Genomic DNA, 13,454 nt, shown 5'->3' with positions numbered 1-13,454 from the left:
AGCGCCACGCTGATCACGGCGGTTGGACAAGAATCCGGCAGCGGCCCGGGAAATCACTCTTTTCAGTCCAGCGGTTTTACACGAACTGGAAGCTGCCACCGATACCCTTCGCGATGGCGCGCTGGTAGATGACGCCGCCGACAGCTACATCCTGAGCGCCGGTGCCAATCGGGATACAAATCGTGCGCTCAGCCGGGCGGTCTTCGACGTATGCGAGTTTCTTTTTGCCAGCAACAAGTTCGCCGATCGTACAGTAGATGTCCTTCTCGGAAAACTTGCCCTCGGACACCACGTGTTTCAAGGCACCGCGGTGTAGGCACTGGCCGATGTGGTCAACGACGATCTTGTCAGCGTTGAGAATGAACTCGTCCGTGCACTCCTGCCAGCTGCCCATCGGGAAGAAGACTTGCTTCGGCCTAATCCAACTGTCTTCGACGATCGGTTTCTGGGCCTGGGTGACAGCGACAATAGCATCACAGTCTTCGACCACGTCACGCGGAACAGAGCAGATCTCAATGTTGCCATTCTTCACGTACTGAGCAACATCTTTCTTGAACTTCTCGGCAGCCGGTGTGTAAACATCATACACCTTGATCTTGTTGAGCGTAAAGATTTCAGCAAATGCCATAACCTGCGTACGAGCCTGCATTCCAGCGCCGTACAGACCGAACGTGATGTTCCGCTTCTTCGTGAGGTACTTCATTGCAACGGCAGATTGAGCGCCAGTACGGTAATTCGTAATCATCGCGCTATCCATGACGGACTTGAACTGGAGCGTCACGGGGTCAACGAGGAACATCATCGAAGAAATGTAGGGCAGTCCGAGGGCTTTTCGTTTACCGAGCGCGCCGCCAGCCCACTTGATGCCGGCAACGTTCTCCCAGCCGATATAGGCCGGCATGGCGTTCATGTAGCCCGCATAGGGCGGGTATGGGCTGGTCTCGCCAAGGTCAAGGTTGACCTTGGTCGGGTTGATGACGTTTCCTTCGCCCATGCCGCGGAAGTTCTTTTCCACGATTTCGACAACATCTTTCATTGTAATCAAGCTCATGGCTTCCTTCTGGCTCAGCAACAACGTTTTCATGCACAGATTCCTCCTTGCGGAAAAGTAAGACCGTCAAACTGAAAACCATATAGACGCAAAATAGAGTAAAACGTTTGAACGTTACGGCAACGCAACGGGACCGCAGGCCTAGCACAACGCCCAGCCAGCGGAAAGACTTTAGACGCAACGCATCTGCGACGGCTTGGCTGAGTCAATCTTGTTGCGCTCGTAGAGCAGGCGACACATCGTCTGATCGGCACCCGCTGTGCCTTCCTTGGCCATGCGCCCCACAAGGCGGACAGTCTCATCCGCTGTGTTGCAGACAAAACCATCGCCGCCCTTGACAAAGTGACCGTTCATCGCCATGTAGGAGCTCTCAATCGCGACGCCGGAGGACATGGACAACTTCAGCGCACAACCATGCTTCGCACCGTCACACAAAATGCCAAACACAGAACCTACGACGTTACGTATCGCGCCATCAACTTCTTTCGTGCCACCGCCTAGCAACATCACCATGCCGCCTGCGATACCGACACTCGACGCCAGCGCGCACGCGCAGAACATTGAGAGACGACCAATCAGACTCTTCATCTGTACACAGAGCAGGAAACTCGCTGCAAGAGCGCGCATGATCTCTTCTTCCGATTTGCCAAGACTCTCCCCCATGGAAATTAACGGCATAGAACATGTGATACCGACATTACCACTCGTTGCGCAACTCATCGTCGGATATTCAAGTCCCTGCATGCGAGCATCAGAAGCCGCCGCCGCATAGCTCTTAGCTTTCGTAATTGGGGAAGGCCACGGGATCTCGAGAATTCCGTTGCCGAAATTTTCGCCAACACCCGGCTTATACCCCTGCTCGGCGATAATCTTGTTCATTCCGATGGCCTCGCGGCAGATGCTGATTTCCTCAATCGGGACCTGTTTCGCGAAGTCAATGATCTCGCTGATTTTATAGTCAAGGATCGTGTCATGCGAACGGTCAACAACAGAATCAAAGTTCTTCTCGTACTGTCCTTCAATGAGCTTGCCGTTCAATTCGCGGAAAATGATATTCGTATGCGTTTTGCCGACAAGCACGTGTCCTTCGCCCTTGTCTGTCGCAACCCATGCTTCAATATAGAGGCCAACGCTGTCAAAATCCCACTGAATCTTGACGTCAACGTTCGGCAGGAAGGCCTTGGCTTTTGCTGCATCGGACGGCGTCACATCCTTGAGTACTTCAAGCCCCGCCGATGAAACGCCGGCGATAGCGCCCAACGATGCGGCGATCTCAATACCACGCATGTCAATACCTGGGATACCGACGGCAACGTTCTTGATGTACGAGTCTTTGTCCATAACAATGCGAACCTTTTTCGGTTCGCCGCCTACAGTATCCTTTGCGGCAGCCGCAGCAAACGCAACAGCTACAGGTCCCGTACAGCCAAGGGCCGGTCTGACTTCCTTGTTGAGAATGGTAAGTAGAATACTTTGACGATTTACCATCGACAAAAATCCCTTTCCTATAAAATGTATAAAATTATTCAATTTGTGCTACCACTGACACATGAAAGCTTAGGGAATATGTTCCCGGTCTTTTTGTTAGTTTGATATTAGCTCGATATTATTCTGCACAGTGATTAATAATATATTTTGCGACGTTTCAATGCCTTGCGTGAGTTTTTGATGTGTGCTATGATTACATTCTGCTTACAGAATGAGACAGTGTAAAAAGAGAATAATCAATAACACATTTTAAATGCCAATCTGATGGAGCGTGTTTTTATGATTCGACCGCTGGAGAGAGGTACCTATTACACTGAAATTATTGCCCAGCTGAAAAAAGAGATTGCAAACGGCACATGGAAACTTGGCGAACGCTTGCCCGGAGAGCTTACCCTTGCAAAGCAGTTCAATGTGAGCCGCAGCAGCATCCGCGAGGCACTTAAAGCTCTGGCTTACGCTGGCATCGTCGAATCAAAACCCGGGCGAGGCACATTTCTACTCCACGTACTTGATGCCCCTGAAGCTGACGACTTCGACGACAGTGCTTACGCGAAGCTCATTGAGGTCCGCAAGCTTATTGAGGGACAGGCCGCGTACTGGTGCGTACAGCGTGCCACGCCACAACAGATTCAGCAACTTGAAGCGATCCTCCGCGAAGGAGAAGAGGACGGGGACGCCGCACTTAACGTGGCACATATGAAGTTTCACGCCGCGATTGCCCGGCTGGCCGACAATCCGTACCTGACGCGCATGATCGACTCACTGAACGGTGAAATCAAGCGCCAGAAAGAAGTGAACTTCAAGATGTTGCCACGAGAAGACCGCAAGGAGCACTGGAAAGTTCTTGAGGCGATCAAGTCCGGCGATCCATCTCTGGCCCGCCGCGTCATGGTGAAGCACGTCGAGGTCTTCTGGAAAAAGGGGTACAAGCACGCTCCTGCAACAGAAGAGACACAAGAACAATAAACGCACTAATCAACACGTTGTTTTCTAGGAGCGCGCCCTCAATTTGAGAGCGCGCTTATTCTTAATGAATCTCGATTTCATCAACAATTCAATTCAGATAAAAAGATGTTAGTCAACGATCGTTGCAAGGATTTCTTCATAGCCCTTCTTGCCACAGATCTGCTCAAGAACAGGAAATGTCGCTTTGCGTCCGACCTCGGAAAAGTGCTCAAGCTGTTCGGGCGTCGGACGGTAAACTTTAATGCCTTTTTCTTCAAGCTTCTTGAGATAGCTTTCAGTCTCAGGCGGGGCAGCGCCCCAACGTTCAGCTTCGAAGTCCGCAGCAGCCTTGTCAAGAGTGGCACGATCAGCATCGGACAGTCCGTCGTACAGCTCCTTGTTAATGATGAGCGGCCAACACTCAAAGTGCGTGTTGATGGGAATCTCAGCCTTCATTATGTCCTTGAAGTTCACGTAGTGGTTTTCAGCACCGGCACCGAAGATGCCCTCAACCATGCCAGTCTGAGCCGCAGTAAAGAACTCAGAGAATGGAAGTGGCGTGGCCTGAAAACCAAAGGCGTCAGCAAGCGCTTCCCACTGCTTCGTGCTCGGCACACGAACCTTCAGGTTCTTCTTCTCGGTATCAAGCGGATTGGCGACATCTTTGGTCAGAGCGATACCGCCAAAGTAAATCGGCCAATAGGCAAGGACCTTAACATTCTGTTTCTCGAGAATCTCTTCGCAGAAAGCTGTGAACTTTGCTCCCTTGCTGTAGTTCTTCTTCGCTGTCTCCCAGTCTTTGACAAGGTAAGGTTGAATGAAGGCGGACAGACGTTTGTCGACCTGCCAGCTCATGGAACCACACTGCATCTCGACCGAGCCGAGAGAGACAAGCTCCTGCACTGTCGTGTAGTCGCCGAGAACGCTGTTCGGATAAATCTGGATGTCAATGCGGCCGTCGGTGCCCTTCTTCACGTCATCAACAAACTTATGAACCGCGACATCAATCGCTGAGCCTTCGGGACGAATCGTGGCTAGCTTCCACGGCGCGGCAACTGCGGCTGTACCCATGTAGAAAACAGCGAAAGCAGCAAACAGAACGTTCAACTTTTTCATGTAAACCCCTCCTCAACAAAAATAGAATATGTGCGCTACGCACAGTACATTGAAGCCAGTAAAAATACTGGAACTGAACATCCCGACGTTACGAGGACAAGAAAAACGTGCCTCGCGACAGCTTTTTTTACACGTAGCCAAAAACACGCGGGAGGAAAAGGGACAGAGCCGGCCAGTAGGTCGTAGCAAGCATAACCGGCAGGTAGCCTAGCAGGAATAGACAGACGTACGGCAGGATATCAGAAAACTCAACCTTGCCGACGCGCATGCCGAGATACAACAACGAGGCGTAAGGCGGGGTCAGGCAGCCAATGCCGAGGTTGACGCCAAAGATAGCCGCGTAATGCACGGGGTGGATACCGATTGACGTCGCCAGCGGCTGGAGCAACGGCGCTACAAGAATGATGCCTGTCGTGTCATTGACAATCATGCCAACAAAGAGCAACAGGGCATTGATGAGGAGAAGTATCAGAAACTTGTTCTGCGTGATGCCGAAAATTGACCCCATGATGGCCTGAGGAGCCTGAAGCCTAACATACGTCTGGCTCAACATCATCGAACACATGATCATGACCATGATTGTGCCCGCCGATACAGCAGAGTCCTTTGTGATTTGGAATGTATTCTTTGGTTTCAACCCCTTGTAAATCAAAAAACCGACAGGGAAGCAGTAAACTGTAGCGACGGCCGCCGCTTCGGTTGGCGTCGTCGCGCCGGAGTAGATGCCGCCGAGAATAATAAGGGGCATTAGAATGGCCGGCAGAGCCTTCCAGCCTTTGCTGATAATTTGATGACGTTTCTCTTGTTTAGAAAGCGGAGGAAGAAGCTTCATATCAAGATTGTGACAGATAAGCATGTTGATTGCACAGAAAATGATGATTGTCAGGATTCCGGGGCCTACAGTAGACAGGAAACAGGCAAGGACGTTCGTGTTAGTAACCCAACCGAAGATGATCATTGGTGTTGAGGGTGGGATCAGCGTGCCGAGAATCGACGAAGCTGTAATCAGCGCCGTAGCGCAAGAGCGTGGATAACCTCGCTTCACCATCTCGGGAATCAACATGCTACCCGTCGCGGCAAGACCAGTGAATGCGCTGCCGGAAATGGCGCCCATGATGCCGCAAGTAACAATCGCAACGATGCCGAGACCGCCCTTGACGCGGCCAACGAAAACATCAACGAAGTCGAGCAGGTATTTTGCTATGCCTGACCCGCTCATTAGCGAGCCTGCATAGATGAACAGCGGCACACACAGCAACGACGGGCTTAAAATCTGCTGGAGCCCCCACATCATCATACCCTTCATCGAGATATCACCAAATGTAACCATGAACAACAACGCTCCGCTAAAACAAAATGCGATCGGCACGCCCAAAGACAGCAGGACCATCAGGATTAAAAGGGAAATAATCGAAAGAGTCACGCCGTCCATTTAGGCCACCTCCTGATGTTTCGAGATAAGGGCGTCCGTAGGCGTCATCCGATACTGCTGAACGCACTCCCACATTTCGACGATTGTATAGAACAGCATAAGAGTAAACGCAATGAATACCGTCACTTCATAGTAGATCATTGGGATAAATAGGATATCCGTCTTTTTACCGACGCGGAGAGCATACTTGAGGTAATCCCAGCCCCACCACGTGAGCCAGCACAGGATAACTGTCGAAGCAATAGAGGCAATGATACGAATAGCGTAAATACTACGTACCCTCTTGCAAAAGATCTCTAGTACTCTCGCAACAAGCTGCCCCTTTTCGGAAGAGGCTTTCACGGCGGCCATCAAGTACAACCATGTCGTTGGAAAGTTGTTAAGCTCTTCGATGCCCATAAGCGGCGAGCGCAGAACATATCTCATAACAACCTGGACAAACATGAGCGCCGTAACCGCGAGCAGAGCGATGACAATAACCGCATCAATGACATGGTCAAGCCCACGAATCCATTTTGCTCGAACAATTGTCATACTTTTCATGTTTCCCCTCCTTATGTCGTGAACGCTCTTCTATTTTTAAGCCCATGAAAGTCGCAGCAGGATAGAATAATGGACACAAAACCCCTGAGCTGCAAAAATGACGAAACCCCAAATATATGTTTTCCGACGCCCACATGCTTCCTCAGGTACCATACGCTTGAATTGGAAAATTATTTCAGATTTGAAACAAGCGCAGAACCTGCGGAATTAGCCTATGCCAGCATATTGATGATTTCGTCGATAGACTTGTCGGCAATGCCTATAGACTCGAGCGTTGTGCCTTGATGCCAGTAATCGGTACCATGCAGCTGCGAGCAGAAGTTAACAATCAAGTCCGCCCTCGGTGACCTCGTTCCTGCCTTGCGCGCAATGCAGGCGATCGGCATGATGACCCCCGGCACGTCTTCTGTAATATAACGGCTACGAACGCTCTGACCAACGAGATCAGAATACGGCGTCTCAGGGCTGTGCACATACTCGAAAATATTCTTGCTGCTATTGTCGCCGTAATACATCTTCATCAGCTCAAGAAAACCATCAAGCTTAAAACCGCAGGCCGCGCCAATTGCGACACGTTCCTTGTCCAGTTCGTGCATTTGCTCGCTGATGAGTGGCGTGATCCCGTCGATGTAGTGACGCCATGTGTCTCCGCGCTGCTCAATCGCACCCCAGTTCAGAATCACGGGATACGGATGCATTGTAAAATTGATGTTGGACATGTCGAGTGCAAGGATGTGATCGGCCTTCTTGTACTTGACGTATCCGTCAAATGCAGAGTTCAGGATGTCAAGTATTTCCGAGCCCGCTGAAGCCGGCGACGTAGCGAGGTAGATAGCCGTCTTGCGCTTGTTGATGTTTACCTTGTCAACAGCGCAAATACGGCAGGCGTAGGGCTGAGTCTCTACCGTAGAAATCGAGATTCGAGCCTTGCAGCCCATTTTGCTCATCATCGTCTTGAGACGGTACGCACCGAAGTTGCCCGGCACGATGACGATATGCTGACCGTCCTTGAGGAGCGGAATCATCTTTTCAAAGATGGGCCCGTGAGCGAACGAGGGTACGTTCACAACGACAATTGAAGCGCCATCCATAGCTTCTTTGATATCGCGCGTCACAGCGTGAAGGTGCCCCGTGACCTGAATGTCTCCGACGAGAGAAATCGTTTTTTTCTCGTGTAGTGTCGGGAAATCCGGCACATTATCAAGCGGCTCCCACATGACAATCGGATAACCAGCGGCGCTAATCTGAGCGCACCATGCACGCGCCCCGTTGCCGCTGCCAAGCATTGCAAATCTCAACATATCCAATCCTCCTCGCTAAAAATATAGAACAAACTGCCCTGTGACTACAAAATGCCGAGAATCACAGAAACATGGCTGTTGTAAGTCATGTTCTTTGAGAAGTCGCAGCCTATAAAAGTTATTTATGCCGTGATATTGTCTGACAGTCAGACAATATCACGGCATACGTTCTTTGTCAAGAAAAGATTTTCATACATTGTAATTATCTTCAATAAAAAGGCGCACCTCAAAAGTTCTCTTCAATACTAACGTCTAATATTGTTTCTTGGCAAAACAAGCTAATATTACCGCAGCTTATAACATGTCTAAATTGATCTAAAATGGCTTAAAACATGAACATTACTGAGAACAAAAAAGCGAAAATTGAACTGGCATACAAGAACAATTGATATAAAAGGATCAAGTTAAGACTGAAAGAAATCAGCTACCCAGGGATGCATCAGACCAAGAAGGGCGCCCTGTGACATTTCGGCATGAAAGTCCATCGTCTGTTGACGCTGAGACGTCAAGAACAAGAGAGGGCGAAGTCCGTACGGACTTCGCCCTCTCTTGTTCTTGACGTTTTCTTAAGACGCAGAAGCCCGAAGCGGTGACAGGCAGCGTTTTCGTTCCTCAGGCCGCTGGAGAGTACGCCAGACATGGCCAGATCGCAATGCTCCAAGTTCATCGAGATTCGGCCATTTTTTATCCGTTCTTTTTTGTGAAAAGTTCACTTCACCGCGGTAACGGCGTAATCCTGATCTTCGACGGCTTTTTTCAACACGGCGTCGGGGACGTCTTTGCTCAGCGTGACGACGGCGGTGCCTTTTTCGTGGCTGACTTCGGCGGAGGCGACGCCTTCCACGGTTTCCAGGGCCTTTTTGACGCGGGCCTCGCAGTGTCCGCACATCATGCCTTCAACGTTCAGTGTCTTGGTCATTGATCCATTCTCCTTTTCCGATTCGATCTGATCCAGCCGCCCCACGGGCCGGATTTTTTTATCCTTTTTCGCGCTGCGCAGGTCGAAGAAGTTCAACCGGAGCGCGTTGGATACGACGCAGAAGCTCGACAGGCTCATGGCCGCGGCGCCGAACATGGGGCTCATCTTCCAGCCCAGCAGGGAGATCCAGGCGCCGGCCGCCAGCGGGATGCCGACGACGTTGTAGAAGAAGGCCCAGAACAGGTTCTCGTGGATGTTGCGCAGCGTGGCGCGGCTCAGGCGCACGGCGGCGGGAACGTCGCTGAGGCGGCTGTTCATCAGTACGACGTCGGCGGCGTCGATGGCGACGTCGGTACCGGCGCCGATGGCGATGCCGGTGTCGGCGCGGGTGAGGGCGGGGGCGTCGTTGATGCCGTCGCCGACCATGGCGGTCTTGCCGCGTTTCTGCAGCTCGCGGATCACGGCTTCCTTACCGTCGGGCAGCACGCCCGCCACGACCTGATCGACGCCGGCCTGCGCGCCGATGGCGCGAGCGGTGCGTTCGTTGTCGCCGGTGAGCATGACGACGCGGATGCCCATGTCCTGAAGTTCCTTCACGGCCTGCGGGCTGTCTTCCTTGATGGTATCGGCCACGGCGATGACGCCCATGAACCTTCCGCCGCGCGTGAAAAGCAGCGGCGTCTTGCCCTGTCCCGCCAGCGCTTCGGCCTTGGCATTCATCTCTTCGGGCACGGCGGCGCGGTCGGCGATAAATGCGAGGCTGCCGCCGAGCAGTTCTTCGCCGTTCAACGTGGCGGTCAGGCCGTTGCCGGGCAGGGCGCGGAAGTCGCCCACCTCCGCCGCGGTCAGGCCTTCGTCGCGGCTTTTCCGCATCACGGCGCGGGCCAGCGGGTGCTCGCTCTTGCTTTCCAGCGCGCAGGCCAGCTCGAGCAGTTCCCGTTCGCTCGCGCCCCCGGCGGGCAGAAGGTCGGTCACTTCCGGCTCGCCGCTGGTGATGGTGCCGGTCTTGTCGAGGGCCACGATCTGAACGCGGCCGGCGGCCTCGAGCGAGGCGGCGGTCTTGAAGAGAATGCCGTGGCGCGCGCCCATGCCGTTGCCGACCATGATCGCCACGGGCGTGGCCAGCCCCAGCGCGCAAGGGCAGGAGATGACCAGCACGGAAATGCCGCGGGCCAGAGCGAAACCGAACTCTTCGCCCAGCAGCCACCACACGGCGACGGTCAACAGGGCAACGGCGATCACGGCGGGGACGAAGACGCCCGACACCTTGTCGGCGACTTTGGCAATCGGCGCTTTGGTGGCCGCGGCGTCGCTGACCATGCGGATGATCTGCGACAGCGTGGTGTCCTCGCCGACGCGGGCGGCGCGGCAGCGGAGGTAGCCGGACTGGTTCACCGTGGCGGCGCTGACTTTGTCGCCGGGAGCCTTGTCGACGGGAACGCTTTCGCCGGTGAGCGCCGCTTCGTTGACGGCGGAATGGCCGTCGAGGATCACGCCGTCGACGGGCACGTTCTCGCCGGGATGGACAGCGAACTCGTCGCCGACCTGCACGCGTTCGATCGGCACGACAGTCTCGGCGCCGTCTCGAAGCAGCGTGGCGGTTTGGGGAGCCAGTTTCATCAGACCTTTGAGGGCGTCGGTGGTGCGTCCCTTGGAACGGGCCTCGAGCATTTTGCCGACGGTGATCAGCGTCAGGATCATGGCCGCCGACTCGAAATAGAACTCGTGCAGATAATGCGCCGCCGCGGCCGCGTCGCCCTGCGCCTGCGCGCCGGTCATCAGGAACAGAGCCGCGACGCTGTAGGCGAACGACGCTGCCGAACCGAGCGCCACCAACGTGTCCATATTGGGCACGCCGTGCATCAGCCCCTTGAAGCCGCTGGTGAAAAACTTCTTGTTGATCAGCATGACGACGGCCGCCAGGATCATTTGCGCCAGTCCCGCGGCGACAGGATTGCCCTCGAAGAACGGCGGCAGCGGCCAGCCCCACATCGAATGCCCCATGGAAAGGTACATCAGCGCCCCCAGGAAGCCCAGCGACGCGAAAAGGCGGCGTTTGAGCGCCGGAGTTTCGCGGTCTTTCAGCGCCTCCTCGTCTTCGGCCAGCTTCGCCGCGGCGGAGGGCTTCGCGCCCGCGCCCTTGAGCGAGGCGCCGTAGCCCGCCTCTTCCACGGCTTTGACGATCGCCGCTTCGGACGCCGTTCCTTCCACGCCCATGGAATTGGTCAGCAGACTGATGGAAACGGAGCTGACGCCGGGGACCTTCGACACGGCCTTTTCCACGCGGGCGCTGCAGGCCGCGCAGCTCATGCCCGTAACGTTGTATTGCTCCATCACGAAAACCTCTTTTCCTGCCAAAAAATCGCCGTCACTTCATCAGCTTCTGCAGCGTCGCCAGCAGCTCGTCGATCGTTTCCTCCCGCCCTGCCCGGATGTCGTCGAGCACACAGGAACGGATGTGGTTCGCCAGCAGCTCGCGGTTGAAGGCGTTCATCGCCGCCGTGACGGCCGAACACTGGATCAGGATCTCCGGACAATAGGCGCTCTTTTCCACCATGCCCTTGATGCCGCGGATCTGTCCCTCGATGCGGCTGAGGCGGTTGATCAGCTTGCGGTACTCTTCGGGCGAGCGCTCCTTGGTACGCTGAACGCACGCGCAGCATTTTTCGTCCATGTATTTTTTCCCCCGACTCGTTATGAGTGCATAATATACCCATGCTAGGTATTTGTCAAGCAAGCGAAAAAAACGTCGCGAAGCGGCGGAGATTCGTCACTTTCCGCTTCCCGGTTCTTCCGCCAGCGGGATCACGGCGATGGCGTTGAAGGGGCTGCCGTCGAGCAGCAGCGTGGAGGTGGCGAGATAAACGAAACAGTCGGTTTCGCCGTCGTAAAAGCGCGCGACCTTCATCTTTCGGAAGATGGCCGAGCGGGATTTGAACACCTGCGTCTCCCCTTTCTGGCGTTTGTCGGGAACGATGGGCTCGCGCCCGGCCCGCACAATCGACAGCGAGAACCGCGCCGGATCCTCGGCCAGCCCCAGAGCGCCGGAGACGCCGCCGGCCTTGGCGTAGGAGACGTAGCACACGATCGAGGGGAAATCGGGATCGCGGAACGCTTCGACGACGACTTTGTGATTGGGCCCCACCAGTTTGAAAGCCGTGTCCACTTCGCCGACTTCCCAGCGCTCTTTCGGCGCGCAGCATCCCGGCAGGGCGAAAGCCAGGCACAGGACGGCAACGATCATTTTCTTTTTCATTTTCGACCACCTCCGATTTGAATGAAACGTGCCGGAGAACTCTTTGCGAGAGAGTTCTCCGGCACTTATTCTACACAATGTTATTTCTTTTCGGGGGCCGGAGCTTTTTTCCAGCTGCCGTCGAGCTGCCCTTTCTCGCGAAGCATCTTCACCGCTTCGCCGGCGCTCTCATAGACGGCGCTCACGCCTTTGGAATCGGCGGCGTAGTCCATGGCGGCTTCTTTGCGGATGCCCAGCGAACCGGCCTCGGCCACGGAATCGATGTTGGCTCCCATGAAGATGAACTGCCAGCCGTACTTTTCCTGCGCGTCGGAGACGAGCTTCCTGACGGCGGCGCGGCTGAACTCGCGGCTGGCGTTTTCCAGCCCGTCGGTCATGATCATGAAGATCACCAGCTCCGACTTGGGACAGTTCCCGTTTTTCTTGAAGTCGCCGTCCACCTGCAGGACCGTGCGCCCCACCGCGTCGAGCAGCGCCGTGCTGCCGCGGGCGAAGTACTCCTTCTCAGTGAGCGCCGCCACGTCCTTGATCGGCTTGTCGCTGTAAAGGATCTCGTACTGGTGGTCGAACAGCACCGTGGTGACCACGGCCGAAGCGACTTCCTGGCGCTGCTTGTCGATGAAGCTGTTGTAGCCGCCGATGGTGTCGCCGGTGAGGTGCTGCATCGAGCCAGAACGGTCGAGGATGCAGACGATGTGCACCTTGTCCTTGTCAAGCGGCGGACATTTGTCGCTGTGATCGTGGGACAGTTCGGGCAGCTTCCCGTCGCGCGGCAGGATCTCGTCCGGCCGCTGCTGGACCTGCTGAGGCGCAGGCGGCACGACGGCAAAGGCGGTCGCGGCCGTCAGGACGGAGCACAGGGAAAGACACAGAGCGCAAAGCTTTTTCATGGATCACTCTCTCCTTTCGGATCGTTTCTTTGATTTTAGATTTACGACGCGGAACGTGAAACTGAACTGATTGTAAAGCCAATCCCGGCAGATCTCATCACCCGTTCGGGTGAACTTCCGCCCACAGAACTTCGGCGCCGAGCAGCGGCGCGTCCTCGCCGAAGAGCGCCAGCCGCATCTCCGGCCCCGGGCGGTACACGGGCGAGAGCAGCGGCTGCATGTAGTCGCGCAGATCGTCGAGCAGACCGTCGAGATGCGACAGGCCGCCGCCGACGACGATCGCCTCGGGGTCGAGCAGATGGGTCAGCGTCGTAAAGGCGCAGGCCAGCGCGCGCAGTCCCTCGGCGAAGGGCCGGGCCAGCCAGGCGTTCTCGCGCTGTTCCCAGAGGGTTCTCATGTCGCCCCCATAGCCGTATTTCTCGCCGGCGCGTTCCAGAACGTCGGCGGAAAAGAAGCTTTCCACGTGGCCGCGCCCGCCGCAGCCGCAGCCGCGGTCCTCCAGCAGCGGGAAGT

General features: G+C 55.2%; 12 protein-coding genes. 1 reads left to right on the top strand and 11 read right to left on the bottom strand.

What is annotated here, in order from left to right:
• Nucleotides 1-76 precede the first annotated feature (76 nt).
• Entirely contained in the window at nucleotides 77-1,084 is a 1,008-nt protein-coding gene (locus tag HMPREF7215_RS07270) for an ornithine cyclodeaminase family protein (protein WP_009165129.1), read from the bottom strand.
• 138 nt (nucleotides 1,085-1,222) lie between these two features.
• Nucleotides 1,223-2,539, bottom strand: a complete 1,317-nt coding sequence (locus HMPREF7215_RS07265) for an L-serine ammonia-lyase, iron-sulfur-dependent, subunit alpha (protein WP_040550855.1) — start codon at nucleotides 2,537-2,539, stop codon at nucleotides 1,223-1,225.
• Nucleotides 2,540-2,818: 279 nt separating this feature from the next.
• On the opposite strand from HMPREF7215_RS07265, the gene HMPREF7215_RS07260 reads away from it, so the two are divergent.
• On the top strand, nucleotides 2,819-3,505 hold the full coding sequence (locus HMPREF7215_RS07260) for a FadR/GntR family transcriptional regulator (RefSeq protein WP_009165127.1): 687 nt from the start codon (nucleotides 2,819-2,821) through the stop codon (nucleotides 3,503-3,505).
• Between the two features lie 108 nt (nucleotides 3,506-3,613).
• On the opposite strand, the gene dctP is transcribed toward HMPREF7215_RS07260, so the two are convergent.
• From dctP to HMPREF7215_RS07215, 9 genes are all read right to left on the bottom strand, one after another.
• A complete protein-coding gene (gene dctP, locus HMPREF7215_RS07255) occupies nucleotides 3,614-4,600 on the bottom strand; it encodes a TRAP transporter substrate-binding protein DctP (RefSeq protein ID WP_009165126.1) in 987 nt (328 codons plus the stop codon).
• A 127-nt stretch (nucleotides 4,601-4,727) separates the two neighbouring features.
• On the bottom strand, nucleotides 4,728-6,032 hold the full coding sequence (locus HMPREF7215_RS07250; protein ID WP_009165125.1) for a TRAP transporter large permease: 1,305 nt from the start codon (nucleotides 6,030-6,032) through the stop codon (nucleotides 4,728-4,730).
• A complete protein-coding gene (locus HMPREF7215_RS07245) occupies nucleotides 6,033-6,575 on the bottom strand; it encodes a TRAP transporter small permease (protein WP_009165124.1) in 543 nt (180 codons plus the stop codon).
• 212 nt (nucleotides 6,576-6,787) lie between these two features.
• Nucleotides 6,788-7,876: an NAD/NADP octopine/nopaline dehydrogenase family protein gene (locus HMPREF7215_RS07240; protein WP_009165123.1), complete on the bottom strand. Its 1,089-nt coding sequence runs from the start codon at nucleotides 7,874-7,876 to the stop codon at nucleotides 6,788-6,790.
• A gap of 709 nt (nucleotides 7,877-8,585) precedes the next feature.
• Nucleotides 8,586-11,129, bottom strand: a complete 2,544-nt coding sequence (locus tag HMPREF7215_RS07235; protein WP_009165121.1) for a heavy metal translocating P-type ATPase — start codon at nucleotides 11,127-11,129, stop codon at nucleotides 8,586-8,588.
• Nucleotides 11,130-11,163: 34 nt separating this feature from the next.
• The gene (locus tag HMPREF7215_RS07230) at nucleotides 11,164-11,469 is read right to left on the bottom strand and encodes a metal-sensing transcriptional repressor (protein WP_009165120.1); all 306 of its coding nucleotides are present in this window, start codon (nucleotides 11,467-11,469) and stop codon (nucleotides 11,164-11,166) included.
• A 96-nt stretch (nucleotides 11,470-11,565) separates the two neighbouring features.
• The gene (locus HMPREF7215_RS07225) at nucleotides 11,566-12,051 is read right to left on the bottom strand and encodes a CreA family protein (RefSeq protein WP_009165119.1); all 486 of its coding nucleotides are present in this window, start codon (nucleotides 12,049-12,051) and stop codon (nucleotides 11,566-11,568) included.
• Between the two features lie 80 nt (nucleotides 12,052-12,131).
• Nucleotides 12,132-12,941, bottom strand: coding sequence for a vWA domain-containing protein (locus HMPREF7215_RS07220; RefSeq protein WP_009165118.1), 810 nt, complete (start codon nucleotides 12,939-12,941; stop codon nucleotides 12,132-12,134).
• A gap of 97 nt (nucleotides 12,942-13,038) precedes the next feature.
• Nucleotides 13,039-13,454, bottom strand: a 416-nt coding sequence (locus tag HMPREF7215_RS07215; RefSeq protein WP_009165117.1) for an ROK family protein, incomplete at its 5' end; no start/stop codon positions are given.

The organism is Pyramidobacter piscolens W5455, from assembly GCF_000177335.1.
In the GTDB taxonomy this organism is placed as follows: domain Bacteria; phylum Synergistota; class Synergistia; order Synergistales; family Dethiosulfovibrionaceae; genus Pyramidobacter; species Pyramidobacter piscolens.
Note: the sequence above shows the minus strand (reverse complement) of the source record. Positions and strands in the feature narration are given on the sequence as shown.

Coding starts and splice junctions, on each gene's coding strand:
- HMPREF7215_RS07270 (WP_009165129.1), bottom strand. CDS start 1,084: ATGAAAACGTTGTTGCTGAGCCAGAAGGAAGCCATGAGCTTGATTACA.
- HMPREF7215_RS07265 (WP_040550855.1), bottom strand. CDS start 2,539: ATGGTAAATCGTCAAAGTATTCTACTTACCATTCTCAACAAGGAAGTC.
- HMPREF7215_RS07260 (WP_009165127.1), top strand. CDS start 2,819: ATGATTCGACCGCTGGAGAGAGGTACCTATTACACTGAAATTATTGCC.
- dctP (WP_009165126.1), bottom strand. CDS start 4,600: ATGAAAAAGTTGAACGTTCTGTTTGCTGCTTTCGCTGTTTTCTACATG.
- HMPREF7215_RS07250 (WP_009165125.1), bottom strand. CDS start 6,032: ATGGACGGCGTGACTCTTTCGATTATTTCCCTTTTAATCCTGATGGTC.
- HMPREF7215_RS07245 (WP_009165124.1), bottom strand. CDS start 6,575: ATGAAAAGTATGACAATTGTTCGAGCAAAATGGATTCGTGGGCTTGAC.
- HMPREF7215_RS07240 (WP_009165123.1), bottom strand. CDS start 7,876: ATGTTGAGATTTGCAATGCTTGGCAGCGGCAACGGGGCGCGTGCATGG.
- HMPREF7215_RS07235 (WP_009165121.1), bottom strand. CDS start 11,129: ATGGAGCAATACAACGTTACGGGCATGAGCTGCGCGGCCTGCAGCGCC.
- HMPREF7215_RS07230 (WP_009165120.1), bottom strand. CDS start 11,469: ATGGACGAAAAATGCTGCGCGTGCGTTCAGCGTACCAAGGAGCGCTCG.
- HMPREF7215_RS07225 (WP_009165119.1), bottom strand. CDS start 12,051: ATGAAAAAGAAAATGATCGTTGCCGTCCTGTGCCTGGCTTTCGCCCTG.
- HMPREF7215_RS07220 (WP_009165118.1), bottom strand. CDS start 12,941: ATGAAAAAGCTTTGCGCTCTGTGTCTTTCCCTGTGCTCCGTCCTGACG.